This window comes from Hyphomonas sp. ske169 (assembly GCF_056850855.1).
In genome coordinates this window covers 2,675,812-2,701,488 of sequence record NZ_CP096146.1, presented here as the reverse complement: position 1 = coordinate 2,701,488, position 25,677 = coordinate 2,675,812, and the positions used below count along the sequence as shown (strand labels likewise).

Genomic DNA, 25,677 nt, shown 5'->3' with positions numbered 1-25,677 from the left:
GATGAACTCGATTTCGCTCAATGGTTTTCTCAACGCATCGGTTCTGAATAGCGTTTCAACTCTCAAAGAACGCATCGCTTCAAGCGCCCAAGAGGCGACGTCCGGGCTCCAATCTGACCTTGTCGGCCACCTGAATGGCCGCATTGATCAGGCCTTGTTGAGCGACAAAGCGATCAACGAAAACAGAGCTGATCAATCTCGCATCGAACTTCGTAATATTCGCCTCGACATCACCGACAATACGCTGAGCTCGCTGCGAGACCTGACCGAAGGACTCTCGCTCGAAATGCAAAGCGCGATCGGCGTCACGGACGTGCCGCGGCAAGATGCTGTCGCGCTCGAGGCCAAGGAAGCGATCACCGAAGTCCTCTCACGCCTCAATGCGCGGCATGGCGAGCGGTTTCTCTTCTCTGGTGACGCCACAGCGACCCCGCCTTTCGCAGATGCCGACACGCTGCTCAGCGATATCCGCAACATCTCACTGACCGCGGTGGATGAAGCAGACTACGCGGCGCAAATCGATACCTATTTCAATGACCCCGCAGGCGGGTTCCAGACCTCCTTCTATCAAGGTTCTCAAACCGCCAGCGATGGCGATGCGGTCTTGGCGAACCAACAAGCTTTTGCGGATTTGTTTCAGGGCCTGGCTGTGCTGGCTTTGGCAAATACGTCTGAAGGTCAACCTTATGCGCGCGCAGGCACACCGGCGCTGGATCAGGCTCTGTCTCGCCTGGAAGGCGGGCGCACTGGCATTGTCGACGTTCAAGCCGGCGTTGGTATCCGCCAAGCAAACCTGCAAAACGAGCAAGTTCGCCTTGAGCGAGAAGAAACTCTTCTCGCGGCGGCTTTCATCGATCTTGCCGGTAAAGACCAATATGAAGCAGCGACAGAGCTAAGAGAGCTCGAGGCGAACCTTGAAGCGTCTTACTTGCTCACCTCTCGCCTCTCGAACCTCTCGCTCCTCAACTATCTGAGATAATTATGCGCTTTTTGTCCTCTCTCCTGAGTATTGCGGTCTTGTTGACCTTAACCGCCGCACCTATCGCGCAAGCGCAAACCAAGTTGCGGGATATTCTTGATATTGAAGGGGTCAGAACCAATGACCTGGTCGGTTACGGCATTGTGGTCGGTTTGAACGGAACCGGCGACTCGGTTCGGAACTCGCCCTTTACCGAAGACTCCCTGTCCAACATGCTCGAACGTCTTGGCGTGAACGTGCAAGGTGAAGACATTCGGCCGAATAATGTTGCAGCCGTATTGGTCACCGCGACCCTGCCCGCATTTTCGCGCAGCGGGTCGAGCATTGATGTCTCGGTCGCTTCGATTGGCGATGCTGGCAGCCTTGAAGGCGGCACCTTGATCCTAACGCCCCTGCGCGGCGCCGACAGCCAAGTCTATGCTGTGGCGCAAGGCAGTGTGATGGTCAGCGGCCTTAATGTCGAAGCTCCTGGCGCGCGCGATACAGTCGGCACACCCACGACCGGCGCGATCCCCGCCGGCGCGATGGTCGAGCGTGAAATCGCGTTCGACTTCAACGCCCAGGAGACCCTGACCCTGGCCCTGCAAACGCCAGATTTCACCACTGCCGCGCGGGTTGAGAACATTATCAATACCGCGCTTGGAAAGCCTGTCGCCTACATGCGCGACCCAGGCACGATTGAACTTAATATTGGCGCAACAGACGGCTCTCCCGCGCGTGTTCTCGCGGCGATTGAAAACCTGCCCGTCCAAGTTGAAACCCCGGCCCGCATAGTGATTGACGAAAAGTCAGGAACGATTGTCCTGGGTCAAGACGTGACGATTTCTCAAGTCGCAATCGCGCAAGGCAATATCTCGATCCGCGTGCGTGAGAATCCGGTTGTTGTGCAGCCTAATCCATTTGCGGAAGGCGAAACGATTGTCTTGCCGCGCACCGATATTCAAGTCGGTCAGACCGGCAATCAAAACATCGCTGTGCTGAATTCAAACACCACGCTATCGCAGCTGATTGATGGCCTCAACGCGCTCGGTGTGCGGCCGCAAGAAATGGCTGACATCATTCGTGCGATGAAGACTGCTGGCGCGATCCATGCCGAACTTGTGGTTCGATAGACCACTCTGAAAAATAGAAACTTGTGAGTTAGAAAGGGGCCCTTTGGCCCCTATTCTTCTTCCGGCTCAGGGCGTTCGAGCACAATCAACTCATCGCGTTTCATTTCCATCATCTTCATCAGGAAATCTTTTTGGATTTGTTCAGCAGCCTCAGCGCTCGGCGCTTTCATCATGCTCAGATCGTCGCGAATACCGTCCGCCATCCGGTTGGAGATATTGTCCAAGAAATAGTCATAGACGGCCTTATACTCACCCTCCAAAACCTTCATCAATTCAAGCAGGAACTCTTGATCCAGAGCTTTGAACAAGACCGGCACATAATTGCGATTGAGCATGGTTGGAATGTCGACCAGTTCGAACATGCCCTTCTGAATCGCGTCGACCTTTTCAGCATGCTTGTCTGACACATGGCCCATGAGGGACGACCGGCGGTCGTTCGGCATCAGGCTGAGAATCTCGCCAACGCCTTGCAATTGCGCATCGCCATCATCTTCGTCTTCTTCAGGCGCGAGCAGGAATTCCATCCGCACCATCCGCGCTACAACAGCATCAATTTCATATGAAGGCGGCGGCGGATTGACCATCTCGCTGAGGACTTTCGACTGCTGGCCTTCTTCGAGCAAACAAATCAATTCCGAACACAGCGTCGCATCGAGATTTCGCAGGATTAAGCCGACAATATTGGGGGTCAGACCCGACAAGTATTTGGCGATATGGGCGGGCTCTCGCTTCGAAAACGTGTCCCAAAGGCGGCTGAAGTCTTCTTTGTTTTCAGGCTCCGGCAGCTGGTCTTCCAGGCTCTCTTCTTGCGGCGCCCCGTAAATTACGTTGAGCCGCGACTCATCGAGCAGGCTTTCCATCAATTGCCGAGAGGTCTCCGACCCGCCTCGTAGCGCGCCGCTTGAACGGCGCAAATGGCCGAGAAAGTCCATCACAATTTCCGTCAGCTGCTCGCGCGGGAGGTATTGGATCGTTTCCAATGATGCTGCGACATTGGCGATCGCATGATCGTCAAGCATATCGACAATAGGTTTCGCCGCGTCTTCGCCAAGCACAGCAATCACCACCGCCGCGCGTTGCGATGCGGTTATGTGCTGTGTGCTTTGCGCATTAGAAGGAGCATTCGACACTTAAGCATATCCTCTCAATAGGGCTTCGGTGATTTTCAACCACCCATCCGCCAGTACAAAGAATCCGAGTTTAAACGGCAGTGAGACCACAGTCGGCGGCACCATCATCATGCCGACCGCCATTAGGATTGAAGCCACTACCAGGTCGATGACCATGAAGGGCATGAAGATCACAAAGCCGATCTGAAACGCGTGCTTGATCTCAGACAGCATGAACGAGGTCGCAAGCAATGAGAACGAGTGTTCTTCTTCCGGCCCCACCGGGCGGTTGAGCGCATCGGAAAGCACAAACAACGCTTCTGGATCGGTCCGGCGCAGCATGAACTCACGGAACGGCTCTGTGGTCAGCTGCCATGCCTGCTGCTCTGATAAGCCGCCCTCGATGTAAGGCGATAGGCCTTCGGTCCAGGCCTGCATGAACACGGGTTCCATGATGAAGAAGGTCAGGAACATGGCGAGCGCCATGATCATCATATTTGGTGGCGCTTGCTGCACCCCGAGCGCTTGGCGCAAGATGGAAAAAACGATCACCATGAATGGCAGACAGGTGACCATCATCGCGATGCCAGGCACCAGGCTGAGAATGGTGACGAAGAGGAAGAGCTGGATCACAGTCCCGCTCAGGCCCTCGCCTCCGCCGCCCAGCAAGTCGCCGAGCGGTCCTGCTGCATCATCCGGGATCACTTGCGCAAAAGCCGCCCCAGTTAGGACGGTCATTGAAAGCGTTAGAACAAGAACGGAGCGCCAGAAGAGGCTCTGCCAGCTCGTGGTCGGCAGGCTAGCCATCTTCTTGTTCCTCGATTTGCGTGAGACGAACGCCAATCGCGCCATCTTCAAGCTCAATCAGCTCACCATGCGCGATCAACCGGTCATCAACCAGCAACTCGATCGGATCTTCGATTTTCGCGGTAAGCGGAATGATTGTGTCTGGTCGCAATTGCAAAAGCTCTGCAACGCTGAGCTTTTTGCGCCCAATCGAGACGACAACATTGACCGGCAAGCCATAAATGGACCGCTTATATTGGTTCTCTGGCGCGATGCTCCGGCGCTCTGTTTCACCAACAACGTCTTCTACTGTTTCTGGCTCTGACATCCTGTCCCTCTTACACGCTTTCCGACCCGCTCATGCGGGCCAGGCTAGACTCAACAAATCGCTGCATGTCGAATTGCAAACCGCCGGTTTGCCAATCTGCATCGACGAAAATTTCAGTTGCGGCGTCGAGCATTTGCAGCTCGCAAATCTCGTTCAACCGCGGCGACGCCTGAATGGCATTTTGAAAAGAAACGCCAAATTGGGTTGGCACTTTCAGCACCAGCTTTTCAATTTCCGGAGGGGCCGTCTCTGCAAGCTCGCGGGTGATTTCTTCGGCCAGAAACGCCTCTGCCAAGTGCGGAAAGGCGGTTTCGATAAAGTCACGTGTCAGTTCGGTGACTTTCGCCACCGCGGCACGTTGCAACCCGTCCATTTGCGCCTCGAGGCTTTGCAGGATGGTGCCTGTATCGATTTCCGGCTGCAACGGAGCGATCGGCGCCTCAACGCTCTCTTCCGCGTCTTGCAGCGCGTCTGGTTGATCCGCTTGCGCTTCAAGCTCTGCGTCAAACTCAGCATCGTTTGACGGCTGCCCGACCATCGTCCGGCGGTCCTTTGGCGCCGGAGCGAGCGCATTTACGTGAAAGCGCGGAAGCGAAAGCGGCGGCAAACTATTCATTGGCCGCTTTCTTTCTGTCTTCTTTCAGCCAGTCTTGCAGTAAGGCGGCCGTCTGTTCCTGATTCTCGCTCGTATAATCTTTCAAATAGTCGATTGGATCGCTCGATTGTTCGAACAGCTCCCCGTCCAGACCGCCCTCTACGGTGCCGTCACCGGAACCTTCTGCGTCGCGATTTGCGGTGCCGCCTTGAGCAAATACCGGACGCATCACACCGAACCCGAGCGCGAGGACAATAATGCCTAAGAAAATCGCCTGAATGGCGGACCATAAATGCTGCTCGATTAAACGTGAGACCATGCCTGGTGCTGGCGTCATCTCGACCTCTGGCAAAGCTTGGAACGGCATCAGCTCAACCGTCAGCGTATCCCCGCGATCAACCTCCAACCCGGCTGCGTTGCGAACCAGTGCTTCGAAATTCTGACGCGCCTGCTCAATTTGGGTCGCCGCGTCCGCAGCCGTGAGATCAATCCCCAGCGCTTCCTGGTTGAGCAGGACCGCAATCGACACGCGTTCGATTTGGCCTGGAAGGCGCTCTGTCTGTGTCCGGGTTTCATTCAGCTCATATGCAATGCTCTCAGTTGAGCTCTTGCTTGTGCTCTCATTCTGGCCGGCGCCGGCATCGCCTTGCGGCAGGTTGCTGGCCACGGTGAGATTGCCGCCGCCTTGATTGGTTTCGTTCGAATCATTGGTCGTCCGCGATCGAACCACCCGCGATTCGGGGTCAAACCGGACGTCAGAAATCACCGTGCGTTCGCGGCTGACATCAACACTGACCGAGACTTCGGCATTGCCGTCACCGAGGCGCGCAAACAGAAGGCGTTTGATTTTCTGCTCTAGCGCTGAGGCCTGATCTTCGGCGACAATCCCAGGCGCTTCAGCCGTATCGGCTGTGGGGCCCGCAAGAATGCCATGCCGCGGATCGATCACGACGACATCTTCAGGGTTCAGCCCGGAAACTGCGAGCGCGACAAGGTATTGGATCGCCTCGGCCTGCCCATTATTCAAGCGGCGCGCGGACGACAGTGTCACGGATGCGGTCGGTGTCGGCGAAGCCCGCGAAAACCCTGAGCGCAGATTGGCGCCAATATGCACACGCGCGGAATCGACGCCCGGCGTGGTCAGGATGGTGCGCGTCAGTTCACCTTCTTTGGCGCGCCAATAGGCAGCATTGTACATCTCTGACGTAACCGAGAAGCCATTGACGCTGTCGAGCAGCTCATAACCTTGGATGGATTGGCGCGGCAGACCGTCGCGTGCCAGGGCAAATCGCGTCCGGTCGCGGACATTGGCCGGAATGAAAATCGCCTCGCCGCGAATCTCATAAGACACATCAAGTGATTCGAGTTCGTTGATCACCTCCCCAGCGCGGACCGGATCAAGACCAGAATAAAGCAGAGACATAGAAGGCTGCAGGGTCGTGCGCACTAAGAAGGTCATCGCCGCCAATACGCCCAAAACGGCCGCGGCGAGCATGATCTGACGCTGCAAACCCAGCGCGCGCAGATTGTCGATGAACCCCATAAGACCGCTTTCTGTTTTCTCGCTACGGTTGAACTTAGTTAATTTCTCGGGCGAAAGCGTTAAGGCTTCCTTTACTAGGGATTGTTTTAAACAGGAAAACTACTTCTAGTTTTATGAGGGACACATGAGCGACAAGCCAGAGGCCAAATCTGAAGAGGCGGCCCCACCATCCGGCGGCATCAATATGATGGGATTGCTCGTGCTGGGCCTCGCCTGTGCGGCGACCTCCTTTGCCAGCGTCTATTTCTTAGCCCCCGCCCCGACTGTCGCAGAAGCGGCGACCGTGGAGGCGGAATATGAGGTCAAAGAAAAACCCGAAGAGAAGAAGAGCCTGACCTATACACCGGTCCAGGAAATCTTGATTACAATCGGCAGCGCGCCAGCGACGCGCTATCTCAAAATGCAACTTTCTGTCGCCACTGACAAAGCCGATGCGAAAAAGGTCAAGCCGGTGGAAACCCAACTGGTCGATGCATTCCTGCTCTATTTGCGGTCGGTTGAGCTGGATGATTTTGAGGATCCGGCTTTTTACAAACATATGCGTGAGCAACTCGGTCGCCGAGCTGACTTAGTTCTAGGGGACGGCATTGTCGAAGGCGTCCTGATCACTGAATTCTTATTGAGGTAAAAGCGTGCCGATTTCTCCTTTCGATATTGCGATCATTCTGATCTCTTCTGTGGCTTGCATTTATTGCATCGTGCTGAGCCGCCGCCTGCGCGCGCTGCAAAACACCCGCAATGGGCTCGGCGCGACGATTAAAGCGCTGTCTGATTCGATCAGTGCCGTCTCCGCCACCACAGATGAAACCCGCTACCACGCTGGCGAACTCGCAGCGCGTTTAGCCCGCCTGATCGAAGAGGCCAAAACATCCTGTCAGCGGGTTGAAGCCCTCACTCAGCGCTTAAACGAAGCGCATGACCGCGCTTCAACCTATACACCACCCATTCACCAACCTGTACCGGTTCCTGCGCCTGTACCTGCACCGAGCAATGGCGCCGTCCAGGAGGCGCTCGATGAGTCAAATCAGCGCCTGCAAGAAATCACGGAAATGATGCACCGGCTGAAAGACCTGTCTGAACAATCGGTCGCTGAAGCAGAAAAGGAAGCACCGGTTCTGCGCCCGCTTCCGACGCAATTACGGCCCCGGATGAAAGTGGTGTAAGGCATGGCGATTAAAGCTGCGAACCGATCGAATGTCCTTTTAACGCTGGGCGTCTTGTTCACGCTTGGGGCGGCCACACGCTTGATCCCGGCAAATGTTGCTGATGCCCGCGAGGCTGACGCTGATGACACGGTCGAAACTGTATCGGCTGAGCCAACTAAGGCTGAAACGACAAACGCTGCCGCCCTGCCAATTGAAGGGCAAATCTGTTTCAGTGAAGATCTGTCAGCGGCTCTGGCTTCAGATCAATTGCGGCTGGAAACAGAGACTGAAAAGCTCGCCGCCCGGGAGCTGGAACTGCAAGCGCTGGAGGCCGAACTGGCTGAAACACGCGCGGATTTGACCGCGCTCCAGGCCAGTTTGGAGACCCGCTGGGAGGATATGCAAGCCTTTGCTGGCGAAGACCTCAACCATTTGGCGCAAATGTATGGGGCGATGAAACCGGACCAAGCGGCGACGATTTTTAATCAGATGGATCCAGGCTTCGCAGCTGGCTTTCTCAGACTGCTAAATTCAGAGCAAGCCGGCCTCATCATGGCGAATATGGAATCTCAGCAAGCCTATATTGTCAGCGTCCGTCTTGCGAGCATCAATGAAGACCTGCGCCGCGAAGAATCCTAATTCTGAGGTGCTAGACCGTTAGCGCTCACTCTTTTGTGATGGCATCCTTAATGTCATATTACTACTTTAACTAGAATTGGTCTGTATATTGCTTTGACCTTGCGCATTAACCACGCAGGATCAGCGATAGATATGACGATAGCGCATCCGGATATGTCCGTGACCATCTTCCGGCAGACTTGGACCACGCGAGACGACCTCCGTGCGAACAGAGACTGTGTGTTTGTCTATGGTGATAATGTTGCGCGGGAAGGCCATCGCGGCCTTGCCCGGCAAATGCGCGGTGAACCAAATGCGCATCCAATATCGATCAGTTGGGGCCCGTTTGAGCCTTTCACACATGCTACAGCTGCGAAAGCAAAGGCTCAAATCGAACAGGACTTAGACGCGCTGCTGGCGCTTAAGTCTTCTCTGATCGTATGGCCGCTGATTGGTATCGTGCCGGATTTTCAGTCCATGCCAGACGAGATTCATCACTATTTACAGGTCCAAGCGCAGCACCGTTTTGGGCTGACTGACCCCGCCTAAAGTCCAAAGCAGGCCCGCGACGCTTTCGCACAGCCATGCCTGCTGAATCCCGTTTGGAATTAACTCTAATTAAAACAACCCTAGATAGAAGTTTCTCATCGAATAATGATGGGATCGGCCATGGCATCGGCGGCGCAAGCACAACAAATCGAAACGGAAGACGACGCTCCCGTCAGCGCACGCACGCTTATTTTTAAGCATTGCAAGGCCGCATTCGACGAGATTCAAAAACACGGCACCCCGCCTGATCCAACCGCTTACGCCGTTTGGTACGCCTATGTCTCGCGCAATCCGGCCGAACTCAGATTGTCTGTCGACCGGATTTTGGCCAGCGGCGGCGCCCTTGATGACTATGAGCTAAACGAACTTTATCGCGAACATGTCAGCCCGAACCAATCGGTGGATAAGAATGAAGCGATAGGCAAAGAAATCGAAAGCAGCATTCAAGACGTCTCGAAGCTTCTAAAAGCTGGCATGACGCAGAATGCCCATTTTCGGACGACCCTGGATGATTTGGCCGAAGCGCCGACAGATCAAGCAGATGAGCAGGATTTCAAATCCCTGCTCGACCAATTGATCTCGGAAAGCCAAAAAATGGCCGTTGTTTCAACCCGGCTAACTGATGGGCTGCGCAAGTCACAGGAAAAAGTGCAAAAGCTCAATGACGAGCTCGAACAGGCTCGCCGTCAGAGCTTGCTCGACCCCCTTACATCCGTCGCCAATCGCCGCGCCTTCGAGAACCGGATGCAGAGCCAAACTGAAGAAGCCAATGCCACTGGATCGCGCTTCTGCCTGGTGCTTGCAGATCTCGATGAGTTCAAGTCGGTAAATGACAATCTCGGCCACCAAGCCGGCGATGAAGTGCTGAAAAAGTTCGCGTCGATCCTGTTTGAAAATACAAAAGGCCAAGATCTCGTGGCTCGTTATGGCGGCGACGAGTTCGCGATCATCCTACCAAATATTGATGTCATGTCGGCCTATAATCTGATGGTCGCCGTCAAACACCAGTTTGAACAGGTCCGCGCTTCAACTTCCCAGTCTCATGCGGCTCAGATCGAGGCGACGGCCTCGTTCGGCATCGCGCCGTTCAAACCCCGCCGCACAGTGGAAGATCTCGTCACAGCGGCCGATACCGCGCTAAACAAAGCCAAATCACTTGGCCGAAACCGAGTCTGTGCCGAAGGGCTGTTTTAAGCCGTCTTCATCGACCTTGGATGAGATTATCCAGCCCCAAAGCGGCGATCTGATTGGCTTCGCCTGGCAATTGACCGAATAGAATCGGCTTTCGGTTCGGCGGGCGATAGTCCTCCCCGCGAATTTTGCGATACTGCGCGGTATATTTTTCCCATGTCGTTATCCCATCCGCTTCAGGCTTAATCACCCGCCGCGAGGTCGTGACGCCGTGGTGGAACTGGTGAAATGTGCCTTCCCCCAGGATCGAATAATAGCGGGTGTCCGGCAAGCGCAATAACCGGTTCAGAAAGTCGAGATTGACCAGGCCGCCGCCGGGAATATCGAACGCTTCATCATACCCGCCAAGCTCATCATACAGGCTCCGCGGCAGGATCGGCGCATTGGATTCATTCAAATATCCAAACCACCCATATCGAGACGAGCCCGCAAGCGCACAAATCTCGAACAACCGATACCCATTTTCGGGCCAATTGATGGATTTTAGCAACTCGTCTTCGACCTCTTGGCAATAGCCTTCTTCGACGGCGATTTGCTGCAATTTATCGCCCAAATGGAACCCAGCCGTAGACGCAAAGGCGCGCGGGCTTTGGGCCGCGGCCTCAAGCCCCCATTTCAATAGACCAGGGCTCGCCATCCGGGCGCCATCAATCACCGGGCAAACCAAAGGCGCGGTCGACAGCGCGATCCCTTCATTCAGCGCGCGCGCCGGCGAGGGATGCGCGTTTTCGACAAAATGATAGCGAACATTGGCCGGCCAACTCTTGTGGATCTGTTCCGACACAGGCCGCGGAGAGCCATTCTCCATCACGATGATCTCGACATCGCTCTCTGATATACCGGTCTGATAAGGCGGCAAGAATGACGTCACCGTACGCGGTACTTCCCGCGCCATATTATAAGAGATGATGATAATACTGATCTTGGGCACTGCAGGTCTGGCAGTGCTTCCCCCCGCGCGAGCGGCTAGCGATCGCCTCAATTTAGCAAGATTTGATATCATTGGACCTACATCATTTGCGCGCCGCGGCCACAACTTGCAATCGTTCATTTTCGTTCCGCAAGTCGCAACAACTCTGTTCCGTTACTCAAATCAAGATGCTGATCACTGTGAAGCCTCTTTTACGGCACCTCAAGAGTTGGCAGAGTGCCGCGTCGCGAGCTATTAGAGCGGCGAACACAATGTTGATACCAGTTAGATTGGCCTAGAAATTAAAAATGGCAGGTTTTCTGATCCTTGGCATGCACCGGTCCGGCACATCCTGTTTAGCAGGGTGTTTGGAAGCTGGTGGAATGAGACTCGGCGCAGTCAATACTTACGCGCCCTTCAACAGGAAGGGAAACCGAGAGCATGAGCCAATTCGCGATGTTCATGACGAGATCCTAAGTCTCCACGGGCGATCTTGGGACAATCCACCCGAGCAGCAAATTCCAATCACCTGCGACCACTTACGCCGCTTGCGGCAGCATGTGGACGCTATCGACACATCAAATCATTGGGGCGTCAAAGACCCTAGATCAATGTTTTTCGCCAATAGCTGGCAACAAAACTTCGATTGCAATTTTATTGGCACTTTTAGACATCCGGTAGACGTTGCAAAAAGCCTCGAAAGCCGTGCGGCGAGGACTGGGAAAACGATGAATCGCGAAAATTCGCTGCAGCTATGGAAGATATACAACACGCAATTGTTGGAGCTGCATCGTGCTAATCGGTTTCAGTTGATTCGATATGGAATAGATGTAAAACTCTACTCAGATCAAATACGTGACATTTCGCGCCGATTAAATTTGAATCCTAACGAAGCGACCGAGTTTTACACCCAGGACCTGACACATCACAGCAGCGTCGAAACACCCGTGCCAAAGTGCTGCCAAGATATTTGGGATAACCTAACTAGCGCATGGGAAGACTTCGAGAGACAGTGTAATCCGCGCAAAACATGAAACGCCTAAGCCTAACAGGGAGACCTCCGTGCAAGTGCCTTTTTTAACCGCCTTATTTCGCCTCGTTGCGGGGGCTGATCGGAAACAACAGGTCAAACCAACACAATCAGGATACTCATTGCTAGAGATCTTGGTCGTGCTTGCGATTATCTCAGCCCTGATGGCAATTGTCGGACCGCGGTTCCTTGGACACGTAGACCAATCAAAGGTTGTGAGCACCAAAACTCAAGCCAAGAACTTAAAAGATGCGCTCGCGATTTACCGGCTCCAATCTGGAAGTTATCCGGACAAGACAGTTGGGTTAAAAGTCCTAATCGACCCACCGGTTGGCGAGAAAATCCTTGATGAAGAAGCGCTTCCGGTTGATGCTTGGGGAAACGCATTTCACTATGAGCCGCCAACGGAAGTAAACGGTCGAACCTCTTCCATTCGAGTTTATTCACTCGGGGCGGATAATGAGCCAGGCGGCGAAGGCCTCAACGCCGACATTTATGGTTAGCAGCCAATCAAACCAAGGCGGTTTCAGCCTAATTGAAACGCTTGCAGCGCTGGCGATCCTGGGACTATTAGCGTCGACGGTGGTCGTCAATTTGACACCTATCGTTGAAGAGCGACGATTTAACTCCATTGAGTCAGCAGTAGAAAATGCAATCTCCGCCGCTCGAATAGCGAATGTCCACGAAAGGCGCTCGATTTCCCTCATAAATTTTCTCGGTGAGAGACATCCAGAACTAACAGGATTCGTGCTTCTCGACTCGGAATTGAAGGTTGTTTCTCGTGGCGCCTGCAATGAAGGACAGCTCGCAATTGAGTATGCCGGCAGAATAAAGCGCTACAGTGTTTCGCCGATCACCTGCAGCTTGACGCCCCTGGCATGATTATTCGCTCCCCTTCAGAACAGAACGAGTCAGTCCAGCAAGGCTTTTCACTTGTCGAAGTATTAGCGGTCATAATGATCGCGAGCACGCTCCTCGTCAGCATGATGTCAATCCTGGTGATGTCTCAAAGATCGTTTCAAGAATTCTCTGATGCAGACGAACGAGCATCAAAACGCTTCTTCTTCGAACAACAATTTGAGGCATTTGCCGGAGCGTTGGAGACCGTGCCCCACCCGGAAATCGAAGGAACTTGCGAACTCAGCGGAGATAAGGACGGCTTCAGTGGGTGTTTCTACGATATTTTCGATGGGTTTGGCGGCATGCGAGCCTTCGAGTTAGAAATCGAAAGCACTGATTTGGGTTCAGTCGTCTGGTTGAAGTACAACGAGCAAGAGATCCCATGGTTCGCGACAGAGACAAAACTATCGATTACATACCAAAACATTGGTGGCGAAGATCAGGAAACGTGGCCAGTCGAAGATTCGCAGCCCACGCCTGCCGCATTGTTGGATGAGCCGATTCCACCGAGTGCGATAGTATTACAATTTGCCGCCACAGGCCCAATTCCAGAAACGAGAAGATTGTTTGTTACGAAGCACCGTTAATTCCGAATATGCTCGCGATCAGAATGGCTTCGTCATGCCTTTATGCCTCGTTGTCATCGCGCTCCTCGCCCTAACTGCAGCGACTCTGTCTCAATCACTCCAGACGGCGACAGCACGGGCGCAGCTGCAAAAGGACGTGATCGACTTTGAATGGTCGATGCACAATTTAGAGCAACAGGTCGTATGGAGATCCGTGCTTGAGCGTGCCGTCGTGAACGCTCAGTTTGACGGTCAAGCGATATCCGGTCGCACGGCGACGCTCATCGAACTTTCAGGGCCCTGGGACAAACGATCCACCCCGATGGAATGGCAGAGCCTTTACGAAAACGAAGATCTAGAAAACGATCGATACGAAGTAACCGTTCAAGACACCAGAGGGTTGCTTGATATAAACTATCCTAGCGAGAGCTATCTGAGCTTCGCGCTCCGCTCCATGGACATTCCACCCTCAAAAAGGCGACGTGCATTGGAAGAAATTCGATCGCGAATATCGGATTTCCAAGCGCTAAGGATCGTTGGGGATGAGGGATATCGCACCAACACTGTTACTGGACTCACTGGGATCGCCGATCTTTGCGGTCTTGAAACATGGGGATCATTTGAGCTGTGCGATGCTCCGGTAGCGCTCGCTAAATATCTGACTTTCGGATCTGGTTCGCTTCCGAACATCAAACTCACGCCAGACAGTTTACGTGACGAAATGGGCGTCCGGGCCTTCGGATCCAGCGACGCCGCACTTATTTCCGACTGGGAACGTGTTCAACAGCGCGAGGGATTTTATGATCCTCTGCTTGCATCCGGACCAGGCGGGTCAAGGTTTCACGTCTGGCTCCATGATCAAAGCACTGGGACACAGCGGTTTTTTGAGCTACATCACTCCTTGGACCCAAACCTAAGCCCATTTCGGATCACCCAAAGATTTGAAGGCGCTGTCGCCGAAGAGGAATAAGGTGGATACCGCCGGATTGTAGAGTATTATGATTTTCTCACCCTCCCTCATTTACTTGGATCGAGAAGGACAACTCTCTGGATCTCTGGGCGGTGTTCTGTCTCAATGGCTCACCGGGAAGCGCATCGTGCTGTCTCGTGCGATCTGCTCACACGAGCGAATAAAAAACGATGCCGGACTAACCCGGCAGAATCAACTCAAGCGCGCATACCTACACGCGATCGAGAAATCGCCCTATGATCGCCCCGGAGTATTTCTTCAAGCGTTAGACCAGGGCACGGCGATTTGGAGCTGGAACGCGGATTTAGTCGAAGATCAATCCGGTGAGAAAAGCCTGCTTTGCGTTCCAGAAAGCGCATTTTACAAAGGGTTGTCAGACGGATTCCACGTCATCCAATGCTCAGACGGCTTTGAAGGGATGTACTGCGGCGGGGATGAAATCCTTCTCAGTCGATGGTGGCCAAATATGCCAACCGAAAACGACTGGTTACGGTTTACCCTGAATGCCGAGCAATTTGGTGCAAAGTCAGGTCCGATTCCAGAAGCAATCGCAATCAAGTCTTTTCGGCGAGGCCCCCCCCCAAAAAACCAGATCGGCTACCGCGAAGCATTTCGGATGGTTGATGTTCCGCGGCTAGTATCAATTGGCATACTAATCGCGACACTCGTCACACTGTATCCGGTATTTAGGTGGGCGAATCTCAGCGCCCAATCTTCCTTTCTTGGATCCGAACTAAGCGGGATGTCGGCGCAATTTGACGAGCGTATAGACCAAATTAGAGAACGCAGCGAGTTGTCCGCCTCGATAGGTGTGTTGGCAGACGCTGTAGACATCGAACCTTCATTTATCCCGTTTTCCGAAGGCATATCAACGATCCAAGACGCCGGCGGCGAGATCCACAGAGTTTCATTCGGAGACGGGCTTTGGGATGTGGGGTTCTCAACAAAAGCCGATTTCAGCGAGACCGAATTGGTCAGAATATTAGAAGAGAACCCAAAGCTTGACGCAGCATCAGTTGAAGCCGACCGGCGGGCTAATTTTTGGATTGCGCGTTTCCGGAACAGCGCAGAGGAAGCCGAGGAATAAGCAATGAATAGACTGCGGCTCTATTTCGAAGAACAACTCACGCCAATGCTTGGCGCTGCACTGGCGGCTTTGTTCTTACTCATCTGCTTTTGGATCTTCGATGCAGTCTCGCGAGCTAATCAGGCTCTTGAAAGCCGAATCATAGATCAAAAATCAGAACTCTCGCAGATGCAACTCCTATCTAGCGAGCAAAATCAGGTGAGCGAGAATGTTGTTCTCGCACAGATGTTAGAGACTCTCGCCTCCAAGACTCTGCGCGAAGAAACAGAAGGCCTTAATTCGGCTTTGTTTCAGCAGCATATCAGACAGACGCTTCAGGAGTGCGGAATGGAACGCGTCTCAATCGCTATATCTGTTTCCGAAGACCCGGAACTTCCAGGCCTTTCTGTTTATGAAGCCGCCGTCAGAGCGAGAGACGCGGATGGCGTTTTCGCTCTCTGCTATCAACGGCTATCAGAAATGGAAGTCGCTGCTAAAATCGACTATATCAGATGGACGAACTCCGGATTGTTTCAGGTAAATGTTCTGGGTTTCTCCGAGCTGTAGGGTAGATTATGTATTCGCTGTTGACCGCATTACATACAAAGCAAGTATGGTTAGGGATCCTAGCCCTATCTGCTTGGGTTCTACTTCATGCTGCGCGTCCTATAAATTCGGAAGCGCTTGCCGGAACGTCGGTAACGAATATCGCGGATCGAGTTGAGCTCAATAGAGGTTCTGATCTCAATGATGCCATGCAAAAACTCACTCGATCGGGTTTCTACGTACCCGTTGTCGTCGACGACCCAAGCGTCACCCAGGCAATCGATATTGCTGGCGCTGAAGCTGCCGCCGTGCCTACGCTGAGGCTAACGCGTTCTTTGAATGGGCGGTGGGCCGCATATTTCGGCACTGGCGAGCAGCGAATTATTGTCGAAGAAAATGACGATATCCATGGCTGGGTCGTTTCTGATATCGGCCCTGCTTCGGTTCAACTCACTAACGAAACGGAATCGCGTCGAATCTATATTTTCGACCGCTTACCGGATGCAAACTCGGAAGATTCGCAACTATGAAACGGTCCCACTACGCATATGTGAGTTTGTTCGCACTAACGCTCAGCGCCTGCGCGACGAGTAGCAATTCTGACGGTCTTGAAGCCTCGGAGATTCCTCAGGTGCGCCCCCAAACGCAAGTAAACGTGGCCAGCACGGCAAATCCAAGTGCCGTACAGTCTGCAGAACTGGGTGTTTCTGAAGAAAACACAGCGGGCGAAGAACTAAGATTCGGTACAGTTCCAAGAATCGGGACACGTCAACCCGTCGAGAGAGTATCCACACAAAGCTATCCGCCTCTCCCAACCGGTGATCTTCAAATGGCGCTAAGCGCTAGCCAATCAATTCCGGAATTCATCGATGTTGTGTTCGGCGATATTCTTGGAACAGGTTACACATTGGGTCCTGGCGTCGATAGCAATCCCGGTATTGTAAACCTACGCACCCCTTCGGAAATGTCACCGCGCGATCTCTACGATACTGCCGTCAACACACTAAGCCTGCATGCAATTAGTGTTGCGGTTGAAGAGGATGAGGTCAAGATTTTTGCGGATGAAGATCTTCGTGACTCCTCCCCTCGGTTTATCCCATCGCGCGCCAGAAGCTCAGTCCCAGCAGGATTGCAACCGATCGTTCAGTACGTGGAAATTTATGCCCGCGATCTGAACGATATGGCACAAATCCTCAAGGACGCTTTTCCAGACTCCAACGACCTGACAGTTCGCGTGAACAGGGCCTCCAATTCGCTAACGATTGCAGGGCTACCACAGCAGACGTCTGAAGCACTCAAGATCATCGAGGAAATGGATGAGCTAGATTATGCAGATACCGATTACGCGGTTTACACGGCGCGAAACTGGAGCGCTGAAGAATTAGGCAAAGCTCTAGAAGAATTGCTAATTTTAAATGGCTTATCGGTATCCAGCCAGCGCGGGGTCACCGCATCGGTAAACCTCAAGACTCTGGATTACACGCAGCAAGTCTATATTTTTGCGCGCCGGCCTGATTTCCTGGAACTCGCTATCGATACGATCCGAATGCTGGACTCCGATGCGTCCCCGGACGATCTGCGGACCACACGAGTATACAAGGCAAAACACTATAAAGCGGAAGATCTTGTCGGGGTCTTAGACAGTGTCGCAAAATTGGGTCAAGCGAGTAGCGATCCTGCACAACTCGCAGCGGGATTGGAGGCTCCAACACAAGCGAGCGGTGGTCCGAATAATATCGCGAACACCGGAAACTATGTCGTCGATTTGCAAGGCAATCGGATCATATTTCAAGCGACGAATGATGAATACGCCGATACGATTAGGCTCTTAAACCGAATTGATGTTCCAGCGTCCGAAGTTCTGATCGAGGTCACCATCGCTGAGGTGACACTTACAGACCAAACCCGGTCGGGTGTTGAGTTTATTTTCAATCAAATCGGTTCGCGCGGCTTCGCCGTCAATGCGGGAACGCTTGGGGGATTAGGTCTTGCCTCCGGCGGATTCTCCGGTCGCGCTCGCAGTGGCGACTACATCTTAGACTTCAGCGCCTTTGCGTCTAACAATGATGTGAATGTCCTCTCTACACCGAGAATCGTTACGAAATCCGGCTCAAGTGCAAGCATTCAAGTGGGTACCGACGTGCCGCTCATTGTTTCGCAATCGGCCGGCGACTCACAGTCGCAAGGCTCCACGGATATTCTACAAACGGTTCAATATCGCGAAACCGGTATCTTACTCGATATCACGCCTTTGGTCCTATCGGAGGATCGGATCGATCTAACAATCAGTCAGGAAGTCTCCTCGGCCGAAGACAATGAAAACCAGTCAATACCCTCTCCGTTGATATCGAACAGAAGCCTCCAAACGGAGCTAACTTTGCAGGATGGTCAGTCGGCAATTTTGGGTGGGTTGATTGAGAACAGATATAGCCGGGGCATTAGCGGTGTGCCACTCTTGAAAGATATTCCTGGCTTGGGGCGAGCCTTCAGTACGGAAACGCTCAACAATTCTCAAACAGTTCTGATGGTGATGATCACACCGTACATTCTCAACTCGAGAGAGGACCGAGCAAACGCAGTCAATGCATTATCGGACCGAGTGAATGACGCGTATTTGAAATCGTTCGCTGGTTCCAAGACATTCACAAAACCACCAGCTCCCATGCACGTGACGCCGGAACCACGGGAATTACCCGAAAACTCTCTTCAAAGTGACGAGACCATAATCCATGGCAAAGTACAGGCAAAAGACGACTTTTAAGACCCCTTGTTGTCTCGGCGTGCTCAAGCTTTCTACGTCTCAACGAGATCAATATGGGATGAGCACGATTGAAGTCATTGCGGCTTTGCTACTGTTCTCGATTGCCTTGCTACCGATCGCTCAAGTGCAAATGAACGCTCAACGTGGGTCGGTAATTGTTAACGAAGCCGAGACGACCGCCAGACTTGAACAACAAGCCCTCACCTATCTAAAGTCTGTCAACTTTGCGGTTCGCCCGACCGGAGAATATTCATTTGGAGATGGATCGCTCAAATGGACCTCTGAGCTCATGGCACCTGACGCTGAAATCATATTAAACCAACGTCGGATCGGTCTATATCGTGTTCAGGTGGAGCTGACTCATGAGCAACGCTTGCTGTCCACACGCTACCTTCACTCGACCGGCTGGCGATAATCTACTGACACAAACGCCAAACTTAAAGGGATACGTCGTACAGGCTTGTCATCGACGTGACCAAGGCGATGACCACGGTGCCAACGATTAGCGAAATCACCAGGATGGCAATCGGCTCGGCCAGCTTTCCTAATCGACTGGACTTGGAATTCACTTCTTCATCCAGCGTGTTTGTCGCAATCAAGAGCATTTCTGCAAGGCGACCCGACTTAACGCCGGTAGAAACGAGGCTAAGGACAAGCGAGTCGATCCCTTCGACTTTCTTCAACGCCTCGTCCAAAGCCAATCCCGAGCGCAAATCACGGGTTACGCTTTGAAATTCAGATTTCATAGCCGGATCCCGTACGGATTGATTGGCTAAGTGCACGGCGTCCAAGAGATGGGATCTGGCATCCACCGAAATGCCAATTGTTCGGGTCCAATTCGACATATCTGCGGTATGCATTAGCGGTCCGAGCACCGGGACTCGATATCCAAGCCGCAGGAATACGCTCCGAACCGAGCTTGACCGCCAAGCCATCAGAACAATGGCCGCAACGCCCCCCAATACTCCGAACAGCAATAAAGAGTTGCCGACCATAAATTCGCTGATCGAAAACACGACGTCAGCGATCATAGGTAAACTCTCGCGTGAGTCCCCAATCATTGAAGAGAAACGCGGGACAACAACGTAAAACATGAAGACGACGGCAATCACTCCAACGATCAAAAGGAAAGTTGGATAGGTCAATGCGTCTCTGAGCTCTTTCTTCATTTTTTCCTGTAGAGAGAGCTGATCGGCCAAGAGCGACATCACACTCCCCAGACGTCCTGTTTTTTCTCCCAGTTTAACCAGGTTGAAAACGAGAGGCGGAAATTCCGGCATCTCGGTTGCCATCGCATCTCCCAAGGTGATACCAGCCCTCAATTTCTGTGAAACAGAATCAAGCTGATCTGAGATATGCTTGTGCTTGGTCGCCCCTTTGAGGCTCTGGAGTCCTTCCAAGACGGAGACTTCAGCATCGACCAGAACCGAAAACTGCTTAAGCAACTGGTAGTAGTCATTGCTCGACGGCTTGCCTGATTTCAGGTCTGATTTCGCGTCTCTGACCTTAGAGACCTCAAACGCACGAATCTGGCGGGATTGAAGCAGCCGAAGCGCTTCTCGCTCCTCTACGGCCTCGATTTTTCCCGAGACCTGAGTTCCGTCAGACGCGACACCTTTATATTTGAATATGGACATAGAACTTCTTCAGCGACATCAACTATACCAGCGTCCGAAAACGCGCTCAATTTCTTCAAGCGACGTCAGTCCACGCGACGACTTCTCTATCCCATCCGTGACCATGCTCACATAGCCATTTGATCGTAGCGCTTTTTCGTCCATGATCTCGGACAGTGATTTTTCCGGAAACTTATTGACCATCGAATGAGCGTTCAACAACTCGAACACACCCACCCGTCCGCTGTATCCACTGTGCCCGCAGTGTTCGCATCCAACGGCTTTCCGGTAATTTCGTTGCTCCGCCGAAACGCCATCCGCGTGCAATCGCGATATCGCGTGGGAGACCATTTCACCATTGGCTTGGGGGACCGAGCAATGACCACACAAACGACGCAATAATCGCTGCCCGAGCACCCCGCGCAGCGAGGCTTTGATCAAAAACGGCTCTGTTCCCAAGTCTTGCAGGCGCTCAATTGCGCCCGCTGCTGTGTTGGTGTGCAAGGTTGAAAACACCATATGGCCCGTCAGTGCAGCTTGAACAGAGACTTCAGCTGTCTCTGGATCCCGAATTTCCCCAACCATTATGACATCCGGGTCATGGCGAAGCATCGCCCGCAATCCGCCGGCAAACGTTAGGCCGATCTCTGAATGCACTTGGATCTGTCCGATATTCTCCATCTCATATTCAACCGGATCCTCAATAGTGATGATCTTGTTTTCACCATTATTGAGCAGCTCCAACACGCGATAGAGCGTGGTCGATTTACCGGACCCGGTCGGACCAGTTACGAGGAAAATTCCATTCGGCAATCTTACAAGCGACTCAAGTTCGCTCAACAGCTTTGCGCCAATTCCTAACCCCTCCAGGTCAGGCAGTGACGATTGTTTACGCAAAAGACGGAGTACAACACTCTCGCCATAAGTGGATGGAATGGACGAAACTCGCAGGTCCACTTCTTCACCAGCCACCCTAATCGTCTGTCGTCCATCCTGCGGCAAGCGCCGCTCCGAAATATCCATGTTCGACAGAATTTTAATGCGCGTGACGACGGAGTCGAAAAGTGCTCTTGGATTGATTCTTTGATGCGCGAGAACGCCATCGACTCGAAAGCGAGTAATGAAATCGATTTCCGAGGGCTCAATATGCACGTCTGATGCGCGCAAATCGACTGCGTCGGAAAGCAAACCGTTCACAAAATCGATGACCGGTGCTTCTTCCGCGAGTTCCCTTAGCCGCGCGACATCGGTGCTGGTCTCTTGCTGCAGGTTCCGGGCGCCCGCATCTGCACTCAATTGAGCAAACAAAGCATCCAGCGTGCGATTGGTCGCGAGAAACTGTCTTAGGGTTCCGTTCCAAAACTTCTGGATGTTTTCTTCACCGCTTGTATCTAACGGATCCCGCTGAATGAAATTCAGTGTTTCGGCATCATCTCCATCGATCCAGATCACCAGATCAAGCGCACTGAGCCAGCCGTCGCTCACATCTAGAGCAAGCATCCCCCTTTTGATATCATCGAGCGATGGAATTGGGGTGGCAGAGGTTTCGATACACTCGATCGATAGGACCCGTTGATAAACATCTAATAGATCTTGCTCTCGCAGCAGCCCGAGCTTCATAACCGCCTGGCGAAGACTCCCACCAATATTGGTTTGAAAGCGTTGGACCTCCGCCAACTGCGTCTCCGAGAGCAATCCACATTCGACTAATGTGCCTGATATACTGGTAGAAAATGCGATGTCGTTTTGCACGCGATTGACCTCGTATTGATAGCGTCGATCCTAAACAAATCTCAGGTAAAAAAAAGAGGGCGCACAGCGTGCGCCCTCTTAGATTTTGTGTCTGTCTCAGACAGTTTCCGACTTAGTCGTCACCGTCCACAGATGCACCAGCAGTAGAGTTGTTGTTGCCGAATGCTGTGATGATGTTCGCAGCATCAGAGTTCATCAGACGGTCACAATCAAGAGCGGTTGTTGCGCCGATGAAGTTGAACAGAATGTCTGCTCGACCAAATTCGCCAGCAGCTGCGCCGATATGAGCGTTCGTGATGACAACCTCAGGCTGGCTGAAGTCATAAGACTGCATGGTGTAAGACCCGTCGAACGAAGCTCCGTTAGAAGAGTTAGACAGTGTTACAATCACGTCTGAAGTCGCAGAACCCGCACCTGTTACGCGCCAAATGTTGGCAGTTGGCTTGGTTGCGTCACCGACCCAATCGAAGGTTTCACATGTTTCACCTTCATAGTTCAGGTCATCAAGTGTTGCGTCTGCAATTGGCTCGTCATCAACGAGTGTTGCATCAGCAAAGTTCAGAAGACCCATGCTTGTGGTCACGTCTTGCTGAGGAACTTGCGCTGAAGAAGCACCGGTCAGAACTGACACTGTAATGTTCTCGATGAGATCATTCACTGCCATTGCAACGTTTGCAGCCACAGTCAGAGATGCCGCTCCACCTGCGCTGAACGCATCGGTGTCAGCACCTTCTTCAGTGTTTGCAGAGTCTAGACCGGTTGGATCAGAAACGTTCACGTCAAATGTCGCTGAAGTCACGTCGGTAGCTGTACCAGTGATCGTCGACAGAGCATTTGCACCATCGTTCAATTCTGTAACAAAAGCGCCGCCCGGTAGGGTCAGACCACCTGGGTTAAACTCAACGGTCAACACACCGAGTGTCGCAGTTGTAGCCGTATCAGCTGGACCTGCCGTCGTTGTGCCGTCAGCGCCTGCATCTGTCGCAGAAGTTGTCACACCAGCTTCAAACGCTTCGAACTCGATTGAGTCGAGGAATGAATCGTTCGCACCCGCGAGGACGTCTGTTGCGATTGAGCCCATGTATGCGTTACCACACGTGATAGCCGCGTCATCCAGCGAGACAGTACCTTCTTCGAAAGTAACGCCGCCAGTGGTCTCAATAGACACTGTGAAGTTCAGCTCAGATGGGCAACCGCTGTACATGATTGGCAGTTCGAGACCAAAATTGTCACCAACGACGTTGTCGTTAGAAACCAAGAAACGGACCGCATTCTCGCCTTCTTGGCCGGTTTGCGCCTGACCAGCGATTTGAACAGAAGAACCTGAAACAGTGATACCTGAACCGCCGTCGCCGTCAGTTACCTCAGCACCGGTCAGATCTGCAGAAAAAGTTCCGCCAGATACCGTCACGTCCACGAAATAGTTTTCGCTCGCCGCAAATGTACCAGTCGCATCAACACGAAGCTCAAAAATACCAACATCAGAACCAGTCGCTGCGAAGCTTGCTTCTTCCGCAACAATAATGGCTGACTCAATCTGAGTGCCTGTGAGGCCAGCAAGTGTATCTGCATCCCCTTGTGTAACTTCCAGAGCTGCAGCGCTCCCCGCAATCAGAGCTGCCGACGCAGCTGAGACCAAAAGTTTATTCATACTCATACGTAAATTCTCCGTTCAGTTTTACGCTCTCCCACAGCACTGCGCGCTGATAAAGACCGCGGGGCAAACGCCCGCACCCACTGCTAAAGAACACTGCGACCGCGATGTCAACAGGTTGGAGATTGATTATTAAACGGCCGCAACTTTTTAGGACAGGTATTGCGAATTTGCCACGACCAAAAATCTGGATATTACCATAATAAACAATCACTTAGGGGATTTCTTGAGGGCTTTATTAACCAATTCAACTTGTTGCAGTTGAACCACGCCAAAGCGTTTCAAAATCATGAGCTGCAAAAAGCGATTTTGCGCGTGAAATTAATCATAAGTGTCTGGTTTCTCGCCGTGTTACAACAATAGCGAGCGAACGCTCCATCAACATTCAGTGGTGATTCGGACGGCTTGAAAGGATGCAATTCGATCCTAATTTTGCTTTATTTTAAAGAGGCGCTGGTTGCGCGGATGACTAAAGCCATCAATAGGTCGGAGCACCAAACCAACCTTCCCCCCCAATGAGGTGATCTGCTCTTGACTGAGATGAAACGGGTCTCTGTCCGGATAAGTGGTAATACCGGCGGACTGTTCTGATGGCAGGTGCGGATTGTGATCTGTTACAAAGAAGGTCGCCATGACGGTGGATTGCGGATGCATACACTGAGAGATCGACCGCAAGACAGACAAACATTGATCTGGATGCAAATGAGTGAAAAGCGAAAAGGCAACTATGAAGTCGAACGACATTTCAATCGGCAAAGCTTGGGTCGCATCGTGCTCAATCAAATTTTCTCTTGGTAGTTTGGTTCTCAATTGCTCCGACAATTCGCGCTCGTATCCGGCATCAAGCAATGGCAGATTGAGATCTGTGCCATAGTATTGTCCAGGATCTAGAAAGTCGACGAGCTTCGCCCCCAGTCGCAGAGACCCGCAGCCAACATCCAAAACCGAGCTTGACGGTTTCATACCCAGATGTTGCAGGCAGTTTAGTTGGAGTGTTCCGAGTTCTTCCCATAGCCCCCCAATCACAACCCTATGTCGATCAGAAGCGACGAGCTCTTTGATCCGTTCGGCGTCGTAGTACTTACTCATGGATGATGAGCCCTTCTTGAGAGGATTTAAATAGTCGAGACCGCGATCGTAACGGAAGCCTGGGGGCTTCGACAAGAATAGATTGCTCATTTTGGATAGACATTCAAAAGCGGCCGGGATAGCGAAGCCCATCTTACGCGTTATGGGCAGACTCCGAATGAATTCCTCACGCCATGGTCGCGCCATCATCATTCTTGGCATGCATCGCAGCGGCACCAGCGCGCTGGCTGGGACTTTGCGTGCGCATGGCGTTTATTTTGGCGAGGTGCTCGATCAGGGCATCCAGTATAACCCAAAAGGTCTGCAAGAAGCGCCCTCGATCCTGTATATGCAAGAAGACCTGATGGCGAAGAATGGCGGGGCTTGGCATAGCCCACCCGACGAAATCAAATGGCAGCCTTTGCATAAGGCGGTGCGCGATCTGTTTATTGAGTCGCGATCGAGCCAGCCCCTGTGGGCCTTTAAGGACCCGCGCACGCTGTTGACGCTCGAAGGGTGGTATGAGGTTTTGCCAAATCTCGCGGGCGCTGGGATCTTCCGTCACCCCGCAGAAGTTGCGATGTCGATCCATACGCGCAATGGGTTTGCTCTGGAAAAATGTCTAGAGATTTGGTGCGCCTATAATCAGAGGCTGCTCGACTTCCACCACGCCCATAAGATCCCGGTGATCGAATTCGTGGGCGACCAAGCCACCATGGAGCGAAGCTTCAAGTCTATGATCGACGCCTTAGGATTGGGCGATAACGCGCCTGAACAGACTTTCTTTGAGGCTGGGATGAAACATCAAGACCGGCCGGATATGGCCCTCACGCCGCGCGCGATTGAGCTTTACCAAGCGCTGCAGGCAGCAGCCTTGTAAGTC

At 52.7% G+C, this 25,677-nt stretch carries 28 protein-coding genes; 18 read left to right on the top strand and 10 right to left on the bottom strand.

Features of this window, described 5'->3' with window-relative positions:
- Position 1 precedes the first annotated feature (1 nt).
- The gene (locus tag MY069_RS13100) at positions 2–979 is read left to right on the top strand and encodes a flagellin (protein WP_482794229.1); all 978 of its coding nucleotides are present in this window, start codon (positions 2–4) and stop codon (positions 977–979) included.
- Between the two features lie 2 nt (positions 980–981).
- Positions 982–2,091 carry a flagellar basal body P-ring protein FlgI gene (locus MY069_RS13095; RefSeq protein WP_482794228.1) on the top strand — a complete coding sequence of 370 codons (1,110 nt, stop codon included), beginning with the start codon at positions 982–984 and terminating at the stop codon, positions 2,089–2,091.
- A gap of 50 nt (positions 2,092–2,141) precedes the next feature.
- Here the strand turns inward: MY069_RS13095 and MY069_RS13090 are convergent, their stop codons facing one another.
- The 5 genes from MY069_RS13090 to fliF are packed head-to-tail and all read right to left on the bottom strand — an operon-like array spanning position 2,142 to position 6,452.
- Positions 2,142–3,221, bottom strand: coding sequence for a FliG C-terminal domain-containing protein (locus tag MY069_RS13090; protein WP_482794227.1), 1,080 nt, complete (start codon positions 3,219–3,221; stop codon positions 2,142–2,144).
- Complete coding sequence (fliP, locus tag MY069_RS13085) at positions 3,222–4,007, bottom strand: flagellar type III secretion system pore protein FliP (RefSeq protein WP_482794226.1); 786 nt, start codon at positions 4,005–4,007, stop codon at positions 3,222–3,224. It lies immediately after the preceding gene.
- Positions 4,000–4,314 carry a FliM/FliN family flagellar motor switch protein gene (locus MY069_RS13080; protein WP_482794225.1) on the bottom strand — a complete coding sequence of 105 codons (315 nt, stop codon included), beginning with the start codon at positions 4,312–4,314 and terminating at the stop codon, positions 4,000–4,002. The genes fliP and MY069_RS13080 overlap by 8 nt, the downstream gene beginning before the upstream one ends.
- 10 nt (positions 4,315–4,324) lie before the next feature.
- Positions 4,325–4,930: a hypothetical protein gene (locus MY069_RS13075; protein ID WP_482794224.1), complete on the bottom strand. Its 606-nt coding sequence runs from the start codon at positions 4,928–4,930 to the stop codon at positions 4,325–4,327.
- Positions 4,923–6,452, bottom strand: a complete 1,530-nt coding sequence (gene fliF / locus MY069_RS13070; RefSeq protein ID WP_482794223.1) for a flagellar basal-body MS-ring/collar protein FliF — start codon at positions 6,450–6,452, stop codon at positions 4,923–4,925. Before fliF ends, MY069_RS13075 begins: the two co-directional genes overlap by 8 nt.
- 124 nt (positions 6,453–6,576) lie before the next feature.
- Between fliF and MY069_RS13065 the strand changes: the two genes are divergently transcribed.
- From MY069_RS13065 to MY069_RS13045, 5 genes are all read left to right on the top strand, one after another.
- Complete coding sequence (locus MY069_RS13065; RefSeq protein ID WP_482794222.1) at positions 6,577–7,080, top strand: flagellar basal body-associated FliL family protein; 504 nt, start codon at positions 6,577–6,579, stop codon at positions 7,078–7,080.
- 4 nt (positions 7,081–7,084) lie between these two features.
- The gene (locus tag MY069_RS13060) at positions 7,085–7,615 is read left to right on the top strand and encodes a DUF6468 domain-containing protein (protein ID WP_482794221.1); all 531 of its coding nucleotides are present in this window, start codon (positions 7,085–7,087) and stop codon (positions 7,613–7,615) included.
- 3 nt (positions 7,616–7,618) lie between these two features.
- Positions 7,619–8,236 carry a MotE family protein gene (locus MY069_RS13055; protein ID WP_482794220.1) on the top strand — a complete coding sequence of 206 codons (618 nt, stop codon included), beginning with the start codon at positions 7,619–7,621 and terminating at the stop codon, positions 8,234–8,236.
- A gap of 132 nt (positions 8,237–8,368) precedes the next feature.
- Positions 8,369–8,764, top strand: coding sequence for a DUF7831 domain-containing protein (locus MY069_RS13050; RefSeq protein ID WP_482794219.1), 396 nt, complete (start codon positions 8,369–8,371; stop codon positions 8,762–8,764).
- 105 nt (positions 8,765–8,869) lie between these two features.
- On the top strand, positions 8,870–9,958 hold the full coding sequence (locus MY069_RS13045; protein WP_482794218.1) for a GGDEF domain-containing protein: 1,089 nt from the start codon (positions 8,870–8,872) through the stop codon (positions 9,956–9,958).
- 7 nt (positions 9,959–9,965) lie between these two features.
- On the opposite strand, the gene MY069_RS13040 is transcribed toward MY069_RS13045, so the two are convergent.
- Positions 9,966–10,886 (bottom strand): glycosyltransferase, encoded by a 921-nt coding sequence (locus tag MY069_RS13040; protein ID WP_482794217.1) that lies wholly within the window; start codon positions 10,884–10,886, stop codon positions 9,966–9,968.
- Between the two features lie 287 nt (positions 10,887–11,173).
- Between MY069_RS13040 and MY069_RS13035 the strand changes: the two genes are divergently transcribed.
- From MY069_RS13035 to MY069_RS12990, 10 genes are all read left to right on the top strand, one after another.
- On the top strand, positions 11,174–11,899 hold the full coding sequence (locus MY069_RS13035) for a hypothetical protein (protein WP_482794216.1): 726 nt from the start codon (positions 11,174–11,176) through the stop codon (positions 11,897–11,899).
- Between the two features lie 34 nt (positions 11,900–11,933).
- Positions 11,934–12,398, top strand: a complete 465-nt coding sequence (gene gspG, locus MY069_RS13030) for a type II secretion system major pseudopilin GspG (protein ID WP_482794215.1) — start codon at positions 11,934–11,936, stop codon at positions 12,396–12,398.
- Complete coding sequence (locus tag MY069_RS13025; protein ID WP_482794214.1) at positions 12,355–12,777, top strand: prepilin-type N-terminal cleavage/methylation domain-containing protein; 423 nt, start codon at positions 12,355–12,357, stop codon at positions 12,775–12,777. Before gspG ends, MY069_RS13025 begins: the two co-directional genes overlap by 44 nt.
- Positions 12,774–13,382 carry a PilW family protein gene (locus MY069_RS13020; protein WP_482794213.1) on the top strand — a complete coding sequence of 203 codons (609 nt, stop codon included), beginning with the start codon at positions 12,774–12,776 and terminating at the stop codon, positions 13,380–13,382. Before MY069_RS13025 ends, MY069_RS13020 begins: the two co-directional genes overlap by 4 nt.
- Before the next feature lie 34 nt (positions 13,383–13,416).
- The gene (locus MY069_RS13015; RefSeq protein WP_482794212.1) at positions 13,417–14,331 is read left to right on the top strand and encodes a hypothetical protein; all 915 of its coding nucleotides are present in this window, start codon (positions 13,417–13,419) and stop codon (positions 14,329–14,331) included.
- Positions 14,332–14,458: 127 nt separating this feature from the next.
- A complete protein-coding gene (locus MY069_RS13010) occupies positions 14,459–15,418 on the top strand; it encodes a hypothetical protein (protein WP_482794211.1) in 960 nt (319 codons plus the stop codon).
- A 45-nt stretch (positions 15,419–15,463) separates the two neighbouring features.
- On the top strand, positions 15,464–15,964 hold the full coding sequence (locus MY069_RS13005; protein ID WP_482794210.1) for a hypothetical protein: 501 nt from the start codon (positions 15,464–15,466) through the stop codon (positions 15,962–15,964).
- Between the two features lie 8 nt (positions 15,965–15,972).
- Positions 15,973–16,473 carry a hypothetical protein gene (locus MY069_RS13000; protein ID WP_482794209.1) on the top strand — a complete coding sequence of 167 codons (501 nt, stop codon included), beginning with the start codon at positions 15,973–15,975 and terminating at the stop codon, positions 16,471–16,473.
- A gap of 299 nt (positions 16,474–16,772) precedes the next feature.
- Positions 16,773–18,704 (top strand): type II secretion system protein D, encoded by a 1,932-nt coding sequence (locus tag MY069_RS12995; protein ID WP_482794208.1) that lies wholly within the window; start codon positions 16,773–16,775, stop codon positions 18,702–18,704.
- A gap of 58 nt (positions 18,705–18,762) precedes the next feature.
- Positions 18,763–19,119, top strand: coding sequence for a type IV pilus modification PilV family protein (locus MY069_RS12990; protein ID WP_482794207.1), 357 nt, complete (start codon positions 18,763–18,765; stop codon positions 19,117–19,119).
- Between the two features lie 22 nt (positions 19,120–19,141).
- Here the strand turns inward: MY069_RS12990 and MY069_RS12985 are convergent, their stop codons facing one another.
- From MY069_RS12985 to MY069_RS12970, 4 genes are all read right to left on the bottom strand, one after another.
- Complete coding sequence (locus MY069_RS12985; protein WP_482794206.1) at positions 19,142–20,341, bottom strand: type II secretion system F family protein; 1,200 nt, start codon at positions 20,339–20,341, stop codon at positions 19,142–19,144.
- 18 nt (positions 20,342–20,359) lie between these two features.
- Positions 20,360–21,997 (bottom strand): GspE/PulE family protein, encoded by a 1,638-nt coding sequence (locus MY069_RS12980; RefSeq protein ID WP_482794205.1) that lies wholly within the window; start codon positions 21,995–21,997, stop codon positions 20,360–20,362.
- Between the two features lie 187 nt (positions 21,998–22,184).
- Positions 22,185–23,729: a hypothetical protein gene (locus MY069_RS12975; RefSeq protein WP_482794204.1), complete on the bottom strand. Its 1,545-nt coding sequence runs from the start codon at positions 23,727–23,729 to the stop codon at positions 22,185–22,187.
- A 423-nt stretch (positions 23,730–24,152) separates the two neighbouring features.
- Positions 24,153–24,947, bottom strand: coding sequence for a class I SAM-dependent methyltransferase (locus tag MY069_RS12970; protein ID WP_482794203.1), 795 nt, complete (start codon positions 24,945–24,947; stop codon positions 24,153–24,155).
- 25 nt (positions 24,948–24,972) lie between these two features.
- Between MY069_RS12970 and MY069_RS12965 the strand changes: the two genes are divergently transcribed.
- Positions 24,973–25,674 carry a sulfotransferase family protein gene (locus MY069_RS12965; protein WP_482794202.1) on the top strand — a complete coding sequence of 234 codons (702 nt, stop codon included), beginning with the start codon at positions 24,973–24,975 and terminating at the stop codon, positions 25,672–25,674.
- Positions 25,675–25,677 lie beyond the last annotated feature (3 nt).

What these genes read in the sequence shown, in the direction of transcription:
- MY069_RS13100 (WP_482794229.1), top strand. Translation starts at nt 2, where the DNA reads ATGAACTCGATTTCGCTCAATGGTTTTCTCAACGCATCGGTTCTGAAT.
- MY069_RS13095 (WP_482794228.1), top strand. Translation starts at nt 982, where the DNA reads ATGCGCTTTTTGTCCTCTCTCCTGAGTATTGCGGTCTTGTTGACCTTA.
- fliP (WP_482794226.1), bottom strand. Translation starts at nt 4,007, where the DNA reads ATGGCTAGCCTGCCGACCACGAGCTGGCAGAGCCTCTTCTGGCGCTCC.
- MY069_RS13080 (WP_482794225.1), bottom strand. Translation starts at nt 4,314, where the DNA reads ATGTCAGAGCCAGAAACAGTAGAAGACGTTGTTGGTGAAACAGAGCGC.
- MY069_RS13075 (WP_482794224.1), bottom strand. Translation starts at nt 4,930, where the DNA reads ATGAATAGTTTGCCGCCGCTTTCGCTTCCGCGCTTTCACGTAAATGCG.
- fliF (WP_482794223.1), bottom strand. Translation starts at nt 6,452, where the DNA reads ATGGGGTTCATCGACAATCTGCGCGCGCTGGGTTTGCAGCGTCAGATC.
- MY069_RS13065 (WP_482794222.1), top strand. Translation starts at nt 6,577, where the DNA reads ATGAGCGACAAGCCAGAGGCCAAATCTGAAGAGGCGGCCCCACCATCC.
- MY069_RS13055 (WP_482794220.1), top strand. Translation starts at nt 7,619, where the DNA reads ATGGCGATTAAAGCTGCGAACCGATCGAATGTCCTTTTAACGCTGGGC.
- MY069_RS13050 (WP_482794219.1), top strand. Translation starts at nt 8,369, where the DNA reads ATGACGATAGCGCATCCGGATATGTCCGTGACCATCTTCCGGCAGACT.
- MY069_RS13045 (WP_482794218.1), top strand. Translation starts at nt 8,870, where the DNA reads ATGATGGGATCGGCCATGGCATCGGCGGCGCAAGCACAACAAATCGAA.
- MY069_RS13035 (WP_482794216.1), top strand. Translation starts at nt 11,174, where the DNA reads ATGGCAGGTTTTCTGATCCTTGGCATGCACCGGTCCGGCACATCCTGT.
- MY069_RS13025 (WP_482794214.1), top strand. Translation starts at nt 12,355, where the DNA reads ATGAGCCAGGCGGCGAAGGCCTCAACGCCGACATTTATGGTTAGCAGC.
- MY069_RS13020 (WP_482794213.1), top strand. Translation starts at nt 12,774, where the DNA reads ATGATTATTCGCTCCCCTTCAGAACAGAACGAGTCAGTCCAGCAAGGC.
- MY069_RS13015 (WP_482794212.1), top strand. Translation starts at nt 13,417, where the DNA reads ATGCCTTTATGCCTCGTTGTCATCGCGCTCCTCGCCCTAACTGCAGCG.
- MY069_RS13005 (WP_482794210.1), top strand. Translation starts at nt 15,464, where the DNA reads ATGCTTGGCGCTGCACTGGCGGCTTTGTTCTTACTCATCTGCTTTTGG.
- MY069_RS13000 (WP_482794209.1), top strand. Translation starts at nt 15,973, where the DNA reads ATGTATTCGCTGTTGACCGCATTACATACAAAGCAAGTATGGTTAGGG.
- MY069_RS12995 (WP_482794208.1), top strand. Translation starts at nt 16,773, where the DNA reads ATGGCGCTAAGCGCTAGCCAATCAATTCCGGAATTCATCGATGTTGTG.
- MY069_RS12990 (WP_482794207.1), top strand. Translation starts at nt 18,763, where the DNA reads ATGAGCACGATTGAAGTCATTGCGGCTTTGCTACTGTTCTCGATTGCC.
- MY069_RS12985 (WP_482794206.1), bottom strand. Translation starts at nt 20,341, where the DNA reads ATGTCCATATTCAAATATAAAGGTGTCGCGTCTGACGGAACTCAGGTC.
- MY069_RS12975 (WP_482794204.1), bottom strand. Translation starts at nt 23,729, where the DNA reads ATGAGTATGAATAAACTTTTGGTCTCAGCTGCGTCGGCAGCTCTGATT.
- MY069_RS12970 (WP_482794203.1), bottom strand. Translation starts at nt 24,947, where the DNA reads ATGGGCTTCGCTATCCCGGCCGCTTTTGAATGTCTATCCAAAATGAGC.
- MY069_RS12965 (WP_482794202.1), top strand. Translation starts at nt 24,973, where the DNA reads ATGAATTCCTCACGCCATGGTCGCGCCATCATCATTCTTGGCATGCAT.